The organism is Nonomuraea sp. 3N208 (genome assembly GCF_052245935.1).
In the GTDB taxonomy this organism is placed as follows: Bacteria; Actinomycetota; Actinomycetes; order Streptosporangiales; family Streptosporangiaceae; genus Nonomuraea.
The window spans coordinates 59,600-74,900 of record NZ_JBQQBR010000006.1 but is presented as its reverse complement, the minus strand read 5'-3'; the positions used below and the strand labels follow the sequence as shown (position 1 = coordinate 74,900).

Here is a 15,301-nt window from a genome sequence, read left to right as displayed (position 1 = left end):
GTGCTTGCGGTCAACCCTCTGCAGGCGGCGCTCGTGATGGCGGGCCCGTGCGGCCCTTGGAAGCCAGCCTCCGCGGCGCAGGGTTCTCTGATGCGCTTGCCGCGCCCGCCGAACCACAGCACTCGGCTCAGCGAACGGCGTGTGACGAGAGCGGCCCGCGAATCACACGGAAGCGCGATATGAAGACATCACGGTGGAACCTGCGAGTCGATGCGTGGCGAGCAACGCTCCGATTCCTCATGACGGCCTGTCTGCTGTCGCTACTCCTGGGCTGTACTCAGCGAGAGCCCACCCGACCCCAATCCACCTGGAATCGTGAGGGACTGGTCGATGGGCAGGTCGGCCCGATGCAACTGCTGCACGTCCACATCCTGGCCCCGCCCATGGACCTGCAGAAATCCGGCGACGACCTGGGCCTGTACCTGACCCTGGTCAACAACAGCGACACACCCCAGAAACTCGACGGTGTCAGCACCGTGCACGCCGAAAGGGTCGTCTACCGCGCAAGCCCGTCCGCCCCTCAGCAAGCCGTCAACGTGACGATCCCCGCGCGTGGCACCCTCTCACTTCAAGAGGGGCAGAACCGTCCGCACCTGGAAGTCGTCGACATCCGCCGCCCGCTCGGGGCCACTCCGATCGACGTCACGTTCCGCCTCTCCACCGGTACGACCACCTTGCGCATTCCGGTACTGCCGCTGGAACGAGGAGCCGGATCACCCACACCCGGCCAGAGCTGAATCCTGCTCGGGCGATTTGCATCGTGCTTTGCGCCCCGGAGAGCGTGCGTCATTCGAGCGGAGGGTAGGCCGTGCCATACGCCCGTCACCGGGGGCAGAGGGGAATCAGAGGCGATGTCGCTGGCGGTCCGGGGAGCTTTCTGGATTGGAGTTTATCTGGCCGTGGCGGTCGCTCCCCTGATCTTCGCGCTGCTCGGCGACAGTCCGCCCGGGCGCGGGTTCCTCATCGACTTCTCGGTGGCTCTGGGATTCGTCGGGCTGTCGATGATAGGGCTGCAGTTCGCCCTCGTCGCGCGTTTCCAGTCTGCTGCCGCGCCATTCGGCGAGGACGCGGTGGTGCAATTTCACCGGCAAATTTCGTACGTCGCGACCCTTTTCATGCTGGCCCATCCGGCGCTCCTGCTGGTCCAGGACATCAGCCTGATCGCCCTGTTCAATCCGGTCACGGCGCCCTGGCGGGCCCGTTTCGCGGTCACCTCCACGATCTGCGTGCTGGCCATCATGATCACCTCCATCTGGAGGCGTCGACTCCGCATGCGCTATGAGGTGTGGCAGGGCCTGCACATGCTGCTGTCCATCGCGTCCGCGTTGTTCGCTCTCGCGCACATCGAACTGGTCGGTCACTACGTCGACACGCCATGGAAGCGGGTGCTGTGGGTGGTGATGACGGCTGCCTTCGTCGGCCTGATCGTTTGGGTACGCCTCGTCCGGCCGCTCCGCCGACTCGGGCGGCCGTGGGAAGTCGAGCAGGTCACCGCCGAGCGAGGCGCCACCACCACAATCAGCTTGCGTCCCGTCGGACACGACGGATTCACGTTCGAGCCCGGGCAGTTCGGGTGGATCACGGTGGGACGCTCTCCCTTCGCCCTCACCCAACACCCCTTCTCCTTCTCCTCGAGCGCGGAGGCCGACGGCAGGGTGCAGATGAGCATCAGAGCACTCGGCGACTTCACCAGCAGTGTCGCGGACCTGCGACCCGGCACGCGGGCCTACCTGGACGGCCCGCACGGCGTATTCAGCCCGGACCGCAACGAAGGGCCAGGCTTCGTGCTGATCGCCGGCGGGGTCGGCATCAGCCCGGTGATGAGCATGCTCCGCACCTTCGCCGACCGCGATGACCGGCGGCCCTGCCATCTGTTCTATGCCAGCAGGACACTCGAGGACACCACGTTTCTCGAAGAGCTCCGCGAGCTCCAACGACGGCTCGACCTCACCCTTGTCCTCGTGCTGGAAATCCCGCCTCGGGACTGGACTGGCGAACGAGGTCGCATCGACCAGGCAGTGCTCGGCCGGTGGCTACCCGAGCGCTACCTGCGGATGCAGTTCTTCATCTGTGGACCGCCACCGATGCTCGATGCCATGGAGTCCACTCTTGCCGAACTCGGCGTGCCGGCGGCGCACGTACACACCGAACGATTCGTCTTCGTCTGATCGGGAGCACGCTGATGCGTCACGTCTACACCACACGCGCTGTCATCCTGATCGGCGCCCTGCTCCTCATCGCCTCGGCGGCCTTCGCGGTGGCGAAGAACGCCTGACCGCCGCGGGGTTCCAGGAGCGCGCCGCGCGCATCACCCGGTGAACCCCGGGATCAGGCGGGGGCGACCGGGGGTTTGATCGGGGTGCGGCCGCGGCCCAGGACCCAGAGCATCGCGGCGAGCGCGGCCACCTGGAGCGGCCAGCCCATCGCGATCTTGGCGACCCCGAGCGCCGCCACCGCCTGGTCCCCGCCGCCGAACAGGTAGACCGGTCCCTGCACCGCCACCCTGACCGCGCACGGCAGCATGAGCAGCCACGTCAGCCGCGTGCAGAGCTTCACGATGCCCGGATCCTTGTGCCAGCCGGTCGGGTCGTTCGTGACCGAGCCGATCAGGAAGCCGACGACCGGCCACCGGGTGACGATCGACAGCAGCATGCCCACCATGTAGGCGGAGTTCCACAGGATGCCGGGCAGGAAGAAGTCCTTCGCGTCGCCAGAGCGGCTGGCGAAGAACCAGCCGATCGCGATGCCGATCAAGCTGTTGATCACGAACTGCGGGCTGGACCGCTGCACGATCCTCGCCACCAGCAGCACGACCGCCAGCGAGATGCTGATGATGAGCGACAGTTTCAGGTCCTCGGTGGAGATCCAGGACACCGTGAACGCGATTGTCGGGATCGCCGCCTCGAGGATGCCGCGCACCCCGCCAAGCGCCTTGGCGAGCTGTGCTCGCACCGCCGCTTCCACGGTGTCGTGGGCGACCTCTTCCGCCTCAGCACTCAACTGGTCAACTCCCTGGGCGCAGCTCGTAACGAGGATTGAACATCACCTTGCGCCCGTCCTGCATGCTGACCAGGCCCTCGGCCTTGACTATGCGGCCGGGCTCGATGCCCGCGATCTTGCGGCGGCCGAGCCAGACCAGGTCGATCACATCCGACCCGTCGTAGAGCTCGGCCTCGAGAGCGGGGGCACCGCCCCTTGGACGCAGCGTCACCGTACGTAGCGTACCTGCTACGCAGAAGCGCCGACGGCCGCCACACGACGCGATCGGCGTCGCGCCGACCTCGTCGGCGTCCTCCCGCAGTTCCTGAGCTTCGATCTCGGACTGGGGGGATGCCAGCCGGCTGAAGAACCCGCGCAATCCCCCACGTTTGGGGGGCTCTGCCGTACTCATGATGAATCAGCCTATGCGAATGTCAGCCCTTAGCGAATCTCGCTGATTTCAGGTCCTCGTCGGAAGGGGTTGAAGCCGGGCCGCTCGTCGGCATTCTCGCCCGCCTGGTCGCTCGGCCGGCGCAGCGGGATCGGCTCCTCCCGGGCCATCGGCTCGTCGCCGCGGACCACCACGACATCCTGGATGAAGTCGACGAACGCCCCGAAGACCGTCTCGTCCTGCGCGCCCTTGCCGGTGATCAACACCAGCAGGAGCCAGCGCGGGCCGTCGATGCCGAGATAGCGGACCGGCCTGACGTTGCCGTCGGTGGCCTTGACCTCGCCGCTCAGCTCGGTGCCGAACGGGCCCTCCCGCTCTTCCAGGTCCTTCGCCTGCGCCCGGATCTTGGTCTTGACCTCGTCCCACAGGCCCGCGCTGCGCGGCGCGGCCAGCGCCTGCAGGCGCAGCATGCTGTCCTCGTAGCCGACGACGACGCTGACGAGCTGGTCGCCGACCGAGGCCGGCCGTACGTCGAAATCGGGGTTGTGCGGCAGCCGCAGGCCGCCGTAGTCGATCCTGTCGGTGTCCGGGTGGGGCTCGTCGGCGTCCCAGGGGCCGGACTCCCGCGTGGGTGCGGCAGGCTCCTGCACCTGCTCGCCCGCCTGATCCGGCTGCTCATGCCGACGACGACGTCGGAACACTTTTCTCACTCTCCCTGCTCGCTCGGGCCGCGGAACGGCCCGTCCGTCAACGTCCCGTCGATCCGAAGCCGTTCGCGCCGCGTACGGAGCCCGGCAGGCGCTCGACCTCGGAGAAGGCCGCGCGCTCAACCCGCTGGATCACGAGCTGCGCCACGCGGTCGCCGCGCTGGAGCCGGAACGGCTCCTTGGCGTCCGTGTTGATCAACGTCACCTTGATCTCGCCCCGGTAGCCGGCGTCGACCGTGCCGGGTGCGTTGACCATGGTGACCCCGTGCCTGGCCGCCAGCCCCGAGCGCGGATGCACGAACGCCGCATAGCCGTCGGGAAGGGCGATCGCCACGCCCGTCCCGACCACAGCCCGCTCGCCGGGCAGCAGCTCGACGTCCTCGGCCGCGTAGAGATCGGCGCCCGCGTCTCCCGGATGGGCATAGGACGGCATCGGCAGCTCGGCGTCGAGCCGGTGGATGAGGACCTCCACGTTGTTCAAGGGTTCACCTCGTAGTCCTGGTGCTCTGCGGCGATGGCGGCCAGGTCGCCGTGCTTGGCGAAGTGCTCCATGCTCACCTCGATGAACAGCGCTGCCGCGCGGACGGCGACCGGTCCGTCGGGGGCGCTGATGCGCCCCTCTGCCTCAAGGTACGCCTTCCTGCCCGCGATGCCGTTGCACCAGGCGCGCAGGTGGAGTGTCGTGCCCACGGGGACGGGGAGAAGGTAGTCGGTCTCCAGCCGTCCCGTCACATACGGCTTGTGGAACAGATAAACGGACATTCCGATGACCTCGTCCATGGCGGCTGCCAGCACGCCGCCGTGCGCCAGCATGGGCGCCCCCTGGTGCGCCTCCCCCACCGTGAACTCCGCCTCGACGGTGGTCCCGTCGGGGGTCCTGGCCGTGAGATGCAGGCCGGTGGGGTGGTCGGTGCCGCAGCCGAAGCAACGGCTGTAGTGGGAGCCCAAGTCGGTCCCCGGCGGCGCATCGGGGTGCGCCGCTGGCACACCGGCGTCCGGCGGCGGGGTGGTGAGGGAGGAACGGGTCACGGGTGACGAGGTTACTCCGTGTCCGCGCCCTGCTCGTCGTCGGTGCGTGATGTGTGCGTGCCGCGCTCCTGCTCGGACCGCGTTCCGCCGGCGGCTGGAGTCTCGCCGCGCGAAGGCGTGCCTGCCGCGGGAGCCTCGGCGGCAGGCCCGCCGTCCGCAGGAGGCCTGGCCTCGGCGGGAGCAGGTCGGGGTGTCGGGCGCGGCGGCTCTCCGCCGGAGGGTGGCTCGACGTGGTCCTCGGACGGCGGCGGCAGAGCGGGCGGCTCGTGCCTGAGCTCGGGCAGCGCCCGGTAGAGCACCGCCGCCACCGGCACGGCCACGGCCGCCCCCGCGATGCCCGCCAGGATGCCCCCGATGGACAACACCAGGATGATCGCCAGCGGATGGAAGTTGAGCGCCCGCCCCACGATGAGCGGCTGCAGCACGTGGTTCTCCAGCTGCTGCTCCACGATGAGGATCCCGAGGAATACCAGCGCGAGCACGAGCCCCTTAGCGCCCAGCGTGACCAGCGTGGCCACCGTGCCGGCGAAGAAGATGCCGACGATGGGGATGAAGCTGGCGAAGAAGATCAGCACCGCCAGCGGCGCCCACAGAGGCACCCCCATGCCGGCCAGCACGATGCCCATGATCAGGCCGTGCACCGCGGCCACCGCCACGGTGCCCTGCACGTAGTGGGAGAGCGTGGTCCACGCGGCCCGCCCGGCCCGGTCCACGCGCGGCGCCATCCTGCCGAATCCCCTCAGGAACCAGGCCCAGATCCGCTCGCCGTCCTTGAGCAGGAAGAACGTCACGAACAGCAGCAGCACGATGGACGCGAGCACCTCGAGTGCGGCCGCGCCGGCGCTCAGCAAGGTGCCGGTGATGGCCTGGCGTTGCGTGTTGATGATGTTGGCGAGCCCGTCGACGTAGGCGGTGATCTGCGTCTGTTCGAGGTGCAACGGTCCGGTGATCAGCCATTCCTGCACGTCACGAGCGGTCGCCTGGACCTGATTGACCAGGTTGGGGAACTCCTCGCTGGCCCGCGCCCCGACCAGCCATCCGGTGCCGAAGATCACGGCCAGGGCCACCAGCATGGTGAGCCAGGTGGCGTAGATCGGTCGCATGCCCGCCTGGCGCAGTCGGTTGGTCAACGGGAACAGCAGCGCGGTCAGCAGCAGCGCGATCGCCACGGGCAGCGCCACGAACGTGAGCCGGGCGATGATCTGGGCGAAGAAATAGACGACCACGCCGACGAGGATCAGGCACACGCACCACGCGGCCATCTTCGCCAGCACGGGCGGCACGAGTTTGGTTGGGCGGTCGGGCAGCACGTGTTCAAGACTGGCATGTCCGGGCCGCGGATGCGCGCGGATAACCGCCGGGGCGCCGGACAAGGTCGAGATCGGGGCTTGCGCGTATCGCCGGGTCGGCGCACGACGCCGAGATCGGGCCTGTGCAAGGGGTTGGCCGCGTGTCACCGTCAGTGCGCGCGTTCTTCGTCCTTGGTCGTATAGGCGTAGCCGTCGGCTCGCTGGAGCAGGCGCAGATGCTTGTACGAGGTCTTGACGGGGCAAATGCGGGTGTCTGTTCACGGATGCGCGTCCGTCGAGCCCGCGTTCGGTTCTACCGTGGGTGTGCAGTCAATTGCAGACAGTTCCCGCATGGTGCGTAGCGGCGAGGTGACCAGCCACAGGAACGACAGGCAGGCCCCGAACGCTGCCACCAGGAGCGTGTTCCGCACCCCGATCATCTCGCCCAGCACGCCGCCGAGCAGCCCGCCCAGCGGCAGCGTCCCCCAGACGAGGAAGCGGATGGTGGCGTTCATCCGGCCGAGCAGCGACTCGGGCGTGATGGCCTGGCGGAAGCTGACCTGGGTGACGTTGTAGACGACGATGCCCGCCCCGACGCAGAACTCGTACAGTACGAACAGCGCCAGCCGCCAGTCGGCCTCCAGCCAAGGCAGTACGAACGTCAGCGGTGCGGGCAGCGCGATGGCCAGCCACATCGTCGGCCCCTGCCCGAACCGGCGGACCAGCCGGGCGTTGACCAGCACGCCGGCGACGCCGCCGATCCCGCCCGCGGCGAGGAGCAGCCCGATCGTGCCCGCGCCCAGCCCCAGGTCCCTGGCCAGCAGCAGGAGGAGCACCGGCTGCGCGATCGAGTGGAACAGGTTCGCGGTCGCCGTGCAGCCCGCGATGCGGCGCAGCAGCCGGTGCCCGAGCACGTACCTGACACCCTCGGCGATCTCCTTCGCCAGGTGGGCGTCGCGGCGCTCCCGGCGCTCCTCGCGCTTGCGTATCGTGGTCAGGCAGACGGCCGACCAGGCGAACCCGGCCACCGTGACCACGAGTGCGAACGGCGCGGTGAGAAACTGGATCAGGTAGCCGCCGGCGCTGGGACCGCCGAGCTGCGCCACCGTGCGCACGCCCTCCAGCGCGGAGTTGCCCTCGACGAGCCGCTCACGCCCGACCAGGTGCGGTAGATAGCTTTGGTAGGCCGCGTCGAAGAACACGGTGAAGACTCCGAGCACGAGCGCCACCACATAGAGCTGGTAGATCGTCAGCGCGTCCAGCCACCACGCCACCGGCACGGAGGCGAGCGCGGCGGCCCGCGCCCAGTCGCTCACCACCATCACGGCGCGCTTGCTCAGCCGGTCCACGATCGCGCCCGCCGGCAGCCCGATCACCACGAACGCCGCCGTCTGGCAGGCGGCCAGCGCGCCCACCTCGAACTCCGAAGCCTCCAGCGCCGACACCGCGGCCAGCGGCAGGGCCAGCACGAGGAGCTGGGCGCCCACCTGGCTGGCGCTGTCGGCCAGGAACAACCCGCGAAAGTCGTGATCGCGTAACAGGCCCATGGGAAAGAGGATCCATAACCGATTGGGAAAAGTCAATCAGTTGTAGGGTGGCCTGCCATGGGCAACAAACGCCGCCCCGCCACCGAGGCGGAGGCCCGCGCCCTGGCCTCCGCCTCCCGCCTGCGCATCCTGCGGCTCTGCCTCGACCAGGCGTTGACCAACAAGGAGATCGCCCAGCGGCTCGTCGCCAACCCCGCCACCACGCTCCACCACGTGCGCAAGCTGGTCGAGACCGGTTTCCTGGCCGCCGAGCCCAGCCGCCCCGGGCCGCGCGGCTCGACCGAGATCCCCTACCGGGCCACCGGCAAGTCCTGGGAGATGGACGTGCGCGAGAGCGGCGTCACCGGCGCCAACGCGGCGATGCTCGACGCCTTCCTGGAGGAGATCAAGCTCGTCGACGTCGAGGAGGGCAACTTCACCAGGCTGGGGCTCAGGCTCGACGCCGACGGGCTCGCCGAGTTGCAGCGGCGGCTGCGGGAGGTGTTCGAGGACTTCCGCGAGCGGCAGCCGCCGCGGGACGCGGAGGCGTACTCGCTGTTCGTCGCACTCCACCGCGACGTCGGCCGCGACACATGAAGAAAGCGGGGGACGCGGTGTCCCCCGCTTTCCATGAGCGTCAGCCCAGCTGGACCTCGACCCTCAGCTCGTCACCGTGGTCGAGCACGAACTCCTCGACGTTGCCCGCGGCGCACAGATCGTCCTGCGCCTGCCGCACCAGCTCCACCTCGGGGCCCGTGACCGTCAGCCGGGACGCCTCGGCCCGCATCGACAGCTTGGCCTCGGACTTGGCCTTGCGCACCCGCCCGAGCACGTCCGAGGCCACGGCGAGCACCGCCGGATTCCCCGGGCCGGGCTCGGCGACGGGCCACGGCGCACGGTGCACCGAGCCCTCCCGCCACCAGGACCACACCTCTTCGGTCACGAACGGCAGGAACGGCGCGAACAGCCGCAGCAGCACGTCGAGCGCCTGCCGCAGCGCCGCGTGGGCGGAGGCGGATCCGTCGTAGGCCCGTGCCTTGACCAGCTCCAGGTAGTCGTCGCAGAACGCCCAGAAGAAGCGCTCCACGGCCTCAAGCGCCCGCGTGTGGTCGTAGGCCTCGAACGCCGCGCCGGCCTCGCGCACGGCCTCCGACAGGGCCGCCAGCATCGACAGGTCGAGCGGCTCGGTGACCTCGCCGTCGCTCTCGGCCAGCCCGAGCACGAACTTGGACGCGTTGAGGATCTTGATGGCGAGCCGCCGCCCGATCTTGAGCTGCCCGACGTCGAACGCCGTGTCCACGCCGTAGCGCCCGTTCGCCGCCCAATAGCGCACGGCGTCGGAGCCGTGCTGCTCCAGCAGGTCCATGGGCGTGACCACGTTGCCCTTGGACTTGGACATCTTCTTGCGGTCCGGGTCGAGGATCCACCCGGAGATCGCGACGTCGCTCCACGGCAGACCGTCGAACTCGTAGTGCGACCTGACCACGGTCGCGAACAGCCAGGTGCGGATGATCTCGTGGGCCTGCGGCCGCAGGTCGGCGGGGAAGACCCGCTTGAACAGGTCGTCGTCGCTCTCCCAGCGGCCGGCGATCTGCGGCGTGAGCGACGAGGTGGCCCACGTGTCCATGACGTCCGGGTCGGCCATGAACCCGCCGGGCACGCCGCGCTGGTCCTCGCTGAAGCCGGGCGGCACGTCGGAGGACGGGTCGATCGGCAGCATGTCCTCCCCCGGCACGATCGGCGCGTCGTGGACCGGTTGCCCGGACTCGTCGATCGGATACCACACCGGGAACGGCACGCCGAAGAAGCGCTGGCGGGAGATCAGCCAGTCGCCGGTGAGCCCTTCGACCCAGTTGTCGTAGCGCACCCGCATGTGCGGCGGATGCCAGCTCAGCTCGCGCCCGCGCGCCAGCAGTTGCCGCCGCAGCTCCTCGTCCCTGCCGCCGTTGCGGATGTACCACTGGCGGGTGGTGACGATCTCCAGCGGCTTGTCGCCGCGCTCGTAGAACTTCACCGTCCGTGTGACGGGCCGCGGCTCGCCCTCCAGGTCGCCTGACTCGCGCAGCATCTCCACGATCCGCTCGCGCGCGCTGTGCACGGTCTTGCCGGCCAGCTCCTTGTACGGCTCCGCGTCAACGTCCTCCGGCGGCTCCGGAAGCAGCCGCCCGTCCCAGCCGATGACCGGCCGGATCGGCAGCCGCAGCTCCCGCCACCAGGTGACGTCGGTGATGTCGCCGAACGTACAGATCATCGCGATGCCGGAGCCCTTGTCCGGCTCGGCCAGGTGGTGCGCCAGCACCGGCACCTCGACCCCGAACAGCGGCGTCAGCACCGACGTGCCGAACAGCCCCTGGTAACGCTCGTCGTCGGGGTGCGCGACCAGCGCCACGCACGCCGGGATCAGCTCGGGCCTGGTCGTCTCGATCCAGACGGGCCCCTTCTCGCCGTAGAACGAGATCCGGTGGAAGGCGCCGGGCCACTCCCGGTCCTCCAGCTCGGCCTGCGCGACCGCGGTGCGGAAGCTGACGTCCCACAACGTCGGCGCCTCGGCCAGGTAGGCCTGGCCGCGCGCCAGATTCCGCAGGAACGCCCGCTGCGACACCGCCCGCGCACCGTCGCCGATCGTGGTGTAGAGCAGCGACCAGTCCACCGAGAGGCCGACCCGCCGCCACACCTCCTCGAACGCCTGCTCGTCGAGCGCGGTCAGCTGGTGGCACAGCTCCACGAAGTTGCGCCGCGAGATCGAGATCTCGCGTTTGCCGGGCTTCTCCGGTGGAACGAAGTCGGGGTCGTACGGTAGCGACGGGTCGCACCGCACGCCGTAGACGCTCTGCACCCGCCGCTCCGTGGGCAGGCCGTTGTCGTCCCAGCCGATGGGGTAGAAGACCGCTTTACCGATCATCCGCTGGTAGCGGGCCATGATGTCGGTTTGGGTGAAGGAGAAGACGTGACCGACGTGCAGCGAGCCGGACACGGTCGGCGGCGGCGTGTCGATCGAGTAGACCTGATCGCGCGACTTGGACCGGTCGAAGCGGTAGGTGCCGTCGGCCTCCCAGCGAGCTACCCATACCTGCTCCAAGCCGTCAAGGGTCGGCTTTTCCGGCATGGATGCATGGCGTAGTCGCTGCTGAGTCATGCCTCCTTATGGTACGGCTTCACCGGCCGCACACGCGGTAGAGACTAGTGTTCGTTACATATGGGGAAGGAGATCGGGATGGCGGACGACAAGCCCGACGTGGCCTGGCGGATCATCGGCGGCCTCGTGGGTCTGGTGACGGGGTGGGCGATGAAGAAGCTCCTCGGGTTCGTCTGGGTGAAGACGACCGGCAAGGAGCCGCCGGTCGACACAGAGTCACCCGAGGTCAGCATGGGCGAGGCCATCGGCTACGCCGTGCTCATGGGCGTCGGCATGTCCGTGGCGCAGATCGTGGTCAACCGGACCGCCAAGAAGCGCTACGACGCGTGGAAGTCTCTGAAGCAGGTGACTCCAGGGCAGTGAGAAACTCGCTCGCCCAGCGGTCCACGTCGTAGGTGGCGACCCGGCGGCGCATCGTACGCATCCGCCGGGCCAGCTCGTGCGGCGTGGCCCGCATCGCGGCCAGCATCTGCCGCTTGACGTCCTCCACGTCGTACGGATTGACCAGATAGGCCTGCCGCAGCTCGTCGGCGGCCCCCGCGAACTCGCTGAGCACCAGCGCGCCGTGCAGGTCGTGATGGCAGGAGATGTACTCCTTGGCCACCAGGTTCATCCCGTCGCGCAGCGGGGTCACGACCATGACGTCGGCGGCGAGATAGAGCGCGGCCAGCTCCTCGTGGTCGTAGGACTGGTGGAAGTACACGACCGGCTGGTAGCCGAGCTGCGCGTGCTCGCCATTGATCCGCCCCACCTGCAGCTCGATGTCGTCGCGCAGCCGCCGGTACTCCTCCACCCGTTCCCTGCTCGGCGTGGCGATCTGCACGAAGACCGCCTCGCCCGTCTGCAGCCGCCCGTCCTTCAGCAGCTCGCCGAACGCCTCGAGCCGCTGGCCGATCCCCTTGGTGTAGTCCAGGCGGTCCACGCCGAGCAGCACGTGCTCGGGGTCGCCGAGCTCCACCCTGATCTCCTTGGCCCGCGCGACGACGCTCGACTCGCGCACCAGCGAGTCGAGGTGCCCGAAGTCAACGGAGATCGGGAACGCCTGCGTCTGGACGATGCGGTCGTCGAGGAAGATCTCGTTCCCCTTGTACGGCAGCCCCAGGAGCCGCCGGCACAGCCTGCGGAAGTTAGAGGCCCCGCCGGGCAGCTGGAAGCCGACCAAGTCGGCCCCGAGCAGGCCCTCGACCAGCTCCTTGCGCCACGGCAGCCGCCAGAACAGCTCGACCGGAGGGAAGGGGATGTGCAGGAAGAACCCGATCCGCAGGTCGGGCCTGAGCCTGCGCAGCATGGCAGGCACCAGCTGGAGCTGGTAGTCCTGCACCCAGACGACCGCGCCTTCCTCGGCCGCCTCGGCGGCGGCGTTGGCGAAGCGCTCGTTGACCTCCCGGTAGGTCTCCCACATCGCCCGGTCGAACACGGGCGGCGCCACGACGTCGTGGTAGAGCGGCCACAGCGTGGCGTTGGAGAAGCCCTCGTAGTAGAGCTCCACCTCGGTGGCCGACAACGGGACCGGGATCAAGTTCATGCCGCCCTGCTCGAACGGCTCCAGTTTCTCGTCGGGCGCCCCATGCCAACCGGCCCAGGCTCCGTGGCGGCGCCGCATCACCGGCGCGATCGCCGTGACGAGCCCGCCAGGGCTCCTGCGCCACGAGGCCGTTCCGTCTGGCTCGATCGTCCTGTCCACCGGCAAGCGGTTCGCAACGATCAGAAACGAGCTCCGGCCAGTCACGCAGTTCCCTCCTCTTATGGGGTCATGTCAGGCGAGCCGCCCAGCGCGCGGCTCAAAGCGGCCGCCACCGACTCCGGCCTCGCGCGGGGGGTGATCGCAGCGATGTGAGAGTCGGGCCTGATGAGCCATGCCTCATCCTGCCCTGCGCCAAGCCTTTCACTGAGCGAGCCGGTCCCATCCATCTCCGCGAGCCCGCGTACGGCGAGCGGCGCCGTAGTGACCTTGCCCAGGACCTGCACAAACAAACTCGAATCGCACATATCACCCAGAAGTACTAGAAATCCATCCCGGCAGAACTCGCGCAGCCGCCCGCCCGGAATGCCCGCGTCGGGCAGGATCACACCGGGCGCGGGCGGGCACAACGCCCCTTTGGGCGGCCTGCCCGCGAAGGGCCGCGTCGGCTCTGGCGTGGTCAGCGGCGAGTCGACATACCAGTACGGCTCGGCGAAGCGCCCGGAGTCCACCTCCGCGACCAGCCCGCCCTCCAGCACCGCCCGCCTGTGCATCCGCTCCTCCACGCTGCTGGGCGCCAGGAAACGCATGGTGGCGGCGGTGACCTCGAGGTTCTCCCGCGCGGCCGCGTGCCGCTCGACGTGGTACGACTCCAGCAGGCCCTCCCCGGCCCAGCCGTTGAGCACGAAGGCCAGCTTCCATGCCGCGTTCTCAGCGTCGGGCACGCCGGAGTTGAGCCCGCGCGCGCCGAACGGGGCCACCAGGTGGGCGCAATCGCCGGCCAGCAGGACCCTGCCGACCCGCATGCGGGAGGCGATGCGGGAGTGGAAGCGGTACGTGCTGTACCAGATCAGCTCGTAGGACCGCTCTCCAATGATTTGCCTGATTTTTCGCGAAATATCAGTCTTTGTTGGGATGAAGTCGGGCGCGATCTGCCAGTCGATCCTGAACATGCCTCCGGGACACGGGTGGATCAGCACCTGCCGTCCCGGATTCCAGACGGGGTCGAAGTAGAAGCGGCGCTCGTTCTCCCACTCCGGCAGGTCGGCCTTGATGTCGCAGATCAGGAACTGGTCGTCGAACGTCTCCCCGTCGAACGTGACGCCGAGCGACTGGCGTACCTGCTGGGCCCGGGCTCCGGCGCAGACCAGCACGTACGGCGCCCGCAGCAGCCGCTGCCCGCAGTGCACCGTGACGCCGGAGGCGTCCTGCGTGAGCCCGGTGGCCTCGTGGTTCCAGCGGACCTCGATGAGCGGCTGCCCGGCGATGGCCTCGTCGAGGATCTGCTCGGTGCGCGCCTGCGAGATGTTCACGAACGGGGGCATCGGGCCCTCCCGCTCGAACGACCAGGAGAACAGCTCGCGGTCGCGGTAGTAGGTGCGCGCGGTCGTCCAGGTCAGCCCCTCCTCGGCCACCTTGCCCGCCCCCACGGCGGCCCAGACGTCGAGCACGTCACGCTGCTGGCAGATGGAGCGCGACCCGCCCGCGTCCCGCTCCGGCCGCCGGTCCAGCACCAGCACCTGGATGCCCCAGCGGGCCAGCAACAACGCGGCACTCTGCCCGACCGGCCCCGCGCCGATCACGATGACCTGCGGCTCGGTGTTCACGACTGCAGCTCGTTCCAGACCTCGCGGTCGCGCTCGGCGGTCCAGATGCGCGGCCGCTCGACGCCGTGCAGTTCGTCCCAGAGCCGGGAGACGTTGAACGGCAGGCAGTGCTCGAAGATCGGCCAGGCTCCGTAGCGGGGCTCCAGAGCGCGATGTGTGTTGCCGAACGCCTCCTTCAGCGTGCCGGCGGCGCTCACCTCGCGCAGCATGACCTGGAGGAAGTCACGGGTCTGCGCGATGGCGGCGTCAACTCCTGCCTTCCCCCTGGCCACCGCTCCCCTGCCGCCGACCAGCATCTCCGCCCCGAACGACGCCACCCTGTCCAGGGTCGTCGTGGACCACTCCCGGTGGAAGGCGTCACCGGTGTAGAGGGCGGCCTGCGACTCGACCAGGTCGCCGGCGAACATGATCCGGTGGCGCGGCAGCCACGCCACCAGGTCGCCCTCGGTGTGGCCGCGACCGCAGTAGGCCAGCACCAGGTCGCCCCGGTCGCCGCCCAGGTCGATGGTGAACGTGTCGCTGAACGTGGCTGTCGGCCACGTCAGGCCGGGGATCGACGCGGGCTCCTTGAACAGGCGGGGCATCCTCGCGTATTCACTGGCCCAGTCCTGCTCGCCCCGCTCGGCGATCAGCTCGCGGGTCTTGTCGTGGGTCACGATCACGTCCGCGCCGAACGCCGACGCGCCCAGCACCCTCACCGCGTGGTAGTGGGACAGCACGAGATACCTGATCGGCTTGCCGGTGTGCGCACGCAGCCTGGTCAGCCACTCGCCGGCGGCCACGGGTGTGGCCAGGGCCTCGAAGCAGACGAGGAAGTCCTCGCCCTCGATGGCGCCCACGTTGGGGTCTCCCTCGGCGGTGAGCGCGTACACGCCGTCCGCCAGAACCTCCAGGGTCTGCCTCTTCTCACCGAGATCCGCCGACGAGGCGAACGGCTTGGCCATGGCTCTCCTCCC

General features: G+C 69.1%; 15 protein-coding genes. 4 read left to right on the top strand and 11 right to left on the bottom strand.

Going from position 1 to position 15,301, the window contains the following annotated elements:
- Nucleotides 1-347: 347 nt before the first annotated feature.
- Nucleotides 348-737 carry a copper chaperone PCu(A)C gene (locus tag ACTWPT_RS10360; RefSeq protein ID WP_443177063.1) on the top strand — a complete coding sequence of 130 codons (390 nt, stop codon included), beginning with the start codon at nt 348-350 and terminating at the stop codon, nt 735-737.
- 162 nt (nt 738-899) lie between these two features.
- Nucleotides 900-2,168, top strand: a complete 1,269-nt coding sequence (locus ACTWPT_RS10355; protein WP_443177062.1) for a ferredoxin reductase family protein — start codon at nt 900-902, stop codon at nt 2,166-2,168.
- A gap of 160 nt (nt 2,169-2,328) precedes the next feature.
- Here the strand turns inward: ACTWPT_RS10355 and ACTWPT_RS10350 are convergent, their stop codons facing one another.
- The 7 genes from ACTWPT_RS10350 to ACTWPT_RS10320 form a co-directional block, all read right to left on the bottom strand.
- Nucleotides 2,329-3,000: a DUF3159 domain-containing protein gene (locus ACTWPT_RS10350; protein WP_443177061.1), complete on the bottom strand. Its 672-nt coding sequence runs from the start codon at nt 2,998-3,000 to the stop codon at nt 2,329-2,331.
- 4 nt (nt 3,001-3,004) lie between these two features.
- Nucleotides 3,005-3,391: an OB-fold nucleic acid binding domain-containing protein gene (locus tag ACTWPT_RS10345; RefSeq protein ID WP_443177060.1), complete on the bottom strand. Its 387-nt coding sequence runs from the start codon at nt 3,389-3,391 to the stop codon at nt 3,005-3,007.
- Between the two features lie 29 nt (nt 3,392-3,420).
- Nucleotides 3,421-4,071: a DUF3710 domain-containing protein gene (locus tag ACTWPT_RS10340; RefSeq protein ID WP_443177059.1), complete on the bottom strand. Its 651-nt coding sequence runs from the start codon at nt 4,069-4,071 to the stop codon at nt 3,421-3,423.
- A 46-nt stretch (nt 4,072-4,117) separates the two neighbouring features.
- On the bottom strand, nt 4,118-4,558 hold the full coding sequence (gene dut / locus ACTWPT_RS10335; protein WP_443177058.1) for a dUTP diphosphatase: 441 nt from the start codon (nt 4,556-4,558) through the stop codon (nt 4,118-4,120).
- Nucleotides 4,555-5,106 (bottom strand): PaaI family thioesterase, encoded by a 552-nt coding sequence (locus ACTWPT_RS10330; protein ID WP_443177057.1) that lies wholly within the window; start codon nt 5,104-5,106, stop codon nt 4,555-4,557. The genes dut and ACTWPT_RS10330 overlap by 4 nt, the downstream gene beginning before the upstream one ends.
- A gap of 11 nt (nt 5,107-5,117) precedes the next feature.
- Nucleotides 5,118-6,416 (bottom strand): AI-2E family transporter, encoded by a 1,299-nt coding sequence (locus ACTWPT_RS10325; RefSeq protein WP_443177056.1) that lies wholly within the window; start codon nt 6,414-6,416, stop codon nt 5,118-5,120.
- 257 nt (nt 6,417-6,673) lie between these two features.
- Nucleotides 6,674-7,942: an MFS transporter gene (locus tag ACTWPT_RS10320; protein ID WP_443177055.1), complete on the bottom strand. Its 1,269-nt coding sequence runs from the start codon at nt 7,940-7,942 to the stop codon at nt 6,674-6,676.
- A 57-nt stretch (nt 7,943-7,999) separates the two neighbouring features.
- On the opposite strand from ACTWPT_RS10320, the gene ACTWPT_RS10315 reads away from it, so the two are divergent.
- Entirely contained in the window at nt 8,000-8,518 is a 519-nt protein-coding gene (locus tag ACTWPT_RS10315; RefSeq protein ID WP_443177054.1) for an ArsR/SmtB family transcription factor, read from the top strand.
- A gap of 40 nt (nt 8,519-8,558) precedes the next feature.
- Here ACTWPT_RS10315 and valS read toward each other — a convergent pair whose 3' ends face one another.
- A complete protein-coding gene (gene valS / locus ACTWPT_RS10310; protein WP_443177053.1) occupies nt 8,559-11,057 on the bottom strand; it encodes a valine--tRNA ligase in 2,499 nt (832 codons plus the stop codon).
- A 78-nt stretch (nt 11,058-11,135) separates the two neighbouring features.
- Between valS and ACTWPT_RS10305 the strand changes: the two genes are divergently transcribed.
- Nucleotides 11,136-11,420: a DUF4235 domain-containing protein gene (locus ACTWPT_RS10305; RefSeq protein ID WP_443177052.1), complete on the top strand. Its 285-nt coding sequence runs from the start codon at nt 11,136-11,138 to the stop codon at nt 11,418-11,420.
- Here the strand turns inward: ACTWPT_RS10305 and ACTWPT_RS10300 are convergent.
- The 3 genes from ACTWPT_RS10300 to ACTWPT_RS10290 are packed head-to-tail and all read right to left on the bottom strand — an operon-like array spanning nt 11,353 to nt 15,289.
- Entirely contained in the window at nt 11,353-12,786 is a 1,434-nt protein-coding gene (locus ACTWPT_RS10300; RefSeq protein ID WP_443177051.1) for an alpha,alpha-trehalose-phosphate synthase (UDP-forming), read from the bottom strand. The genes ACTWPT_RS10305 and ACTWPT_RS10300 overlap by 68 nt on opposite strands.
- Nucleotides 12,787-12,800: 14 nt before the next feature.
- Complete coding sequence (locus ACTWPT_RS10295; RefSeq protein ID WP_443177050.1) at nt 12,801-14,345, bottom strand: FAD-dependent monooxygenase; 1,545 nt, start codon at nt 14,343-14,345, stop codon at nt 12,801-12,803.
- Nucleotides 14,342-15,289 carry an MBL fold metallo-hydrolase gene (locus tag ACTWPT_RS10290; protein ID WP_443177049.1) on the bottom strand — a complete coding sequence of 316 codons (948 nt, stop codon included), beginning with the start codon at nt 15,287-15,289 and terminating at the stop codon, nt 14,342-14,344. Before ACTWPT_RS10290 ends, ACTWPT_RS10295 begins: the two co-directional genes overlap by 4 nt.
- Nucleotides 15,290-15,301 lie beyond the last annotated feature (12 nt).

Excerpts from the sequence above, each read along its gene's own strand:
- ACTWPT_RS10290 (WP_443177049.1), bottom strand. The coding sequence starts at position 15,289 with ATGGCCAAGCCGTTCGCCTCGTCGGCGGATCTCGGTGAGAAGAGGCAG.
- ACTWPT_RS10320 (WP_443177055.1), bottom strand. The coding sequence starts at position 7,942 with ATGGGCCTGTTACGCGATCACGACTTTCGCGGGTTGTTCCTGGCCGAC.
- ACTWPT_RS10315 (WP_443177054.1), top strand. The coding sequence starts at position 8,000 with ATGGGCAACAAACGCCGCCCCGCCACCGAGGCGGAGGCCCGCGCCCTG.
- valS (WP_443177053.1), bottom strand. The coding sequence starts at position 11,057 with ATGACTCAGCAGCGACTACGCCATGCATCCATGCCGGAAAAGCCGACC.
- ACTWPT_RS10345 (WP_443177060.1), bottom strand. The coding sequence starts at position 3,391 with ATGAGTACGGCAGAGCCCCCCAAACGTGGGGGATTGCGCGGGTTCTTC.
- ACTWPT_RS10360 (WP_443177063.1), top strand. The coding sequence starts at position 348 with ATGCAACTGCTGCACGTCCACATCCTGGCCCCGCCCATGGACCTGCAG.
- ACTWPT_RS10305 (WP_443177052.1), top strand. The coding sequence starts at position 11,136 with ATGGCGGACGACAAGCCCGACGTGGCCTGGCGGATCATCGGCGGCCTC.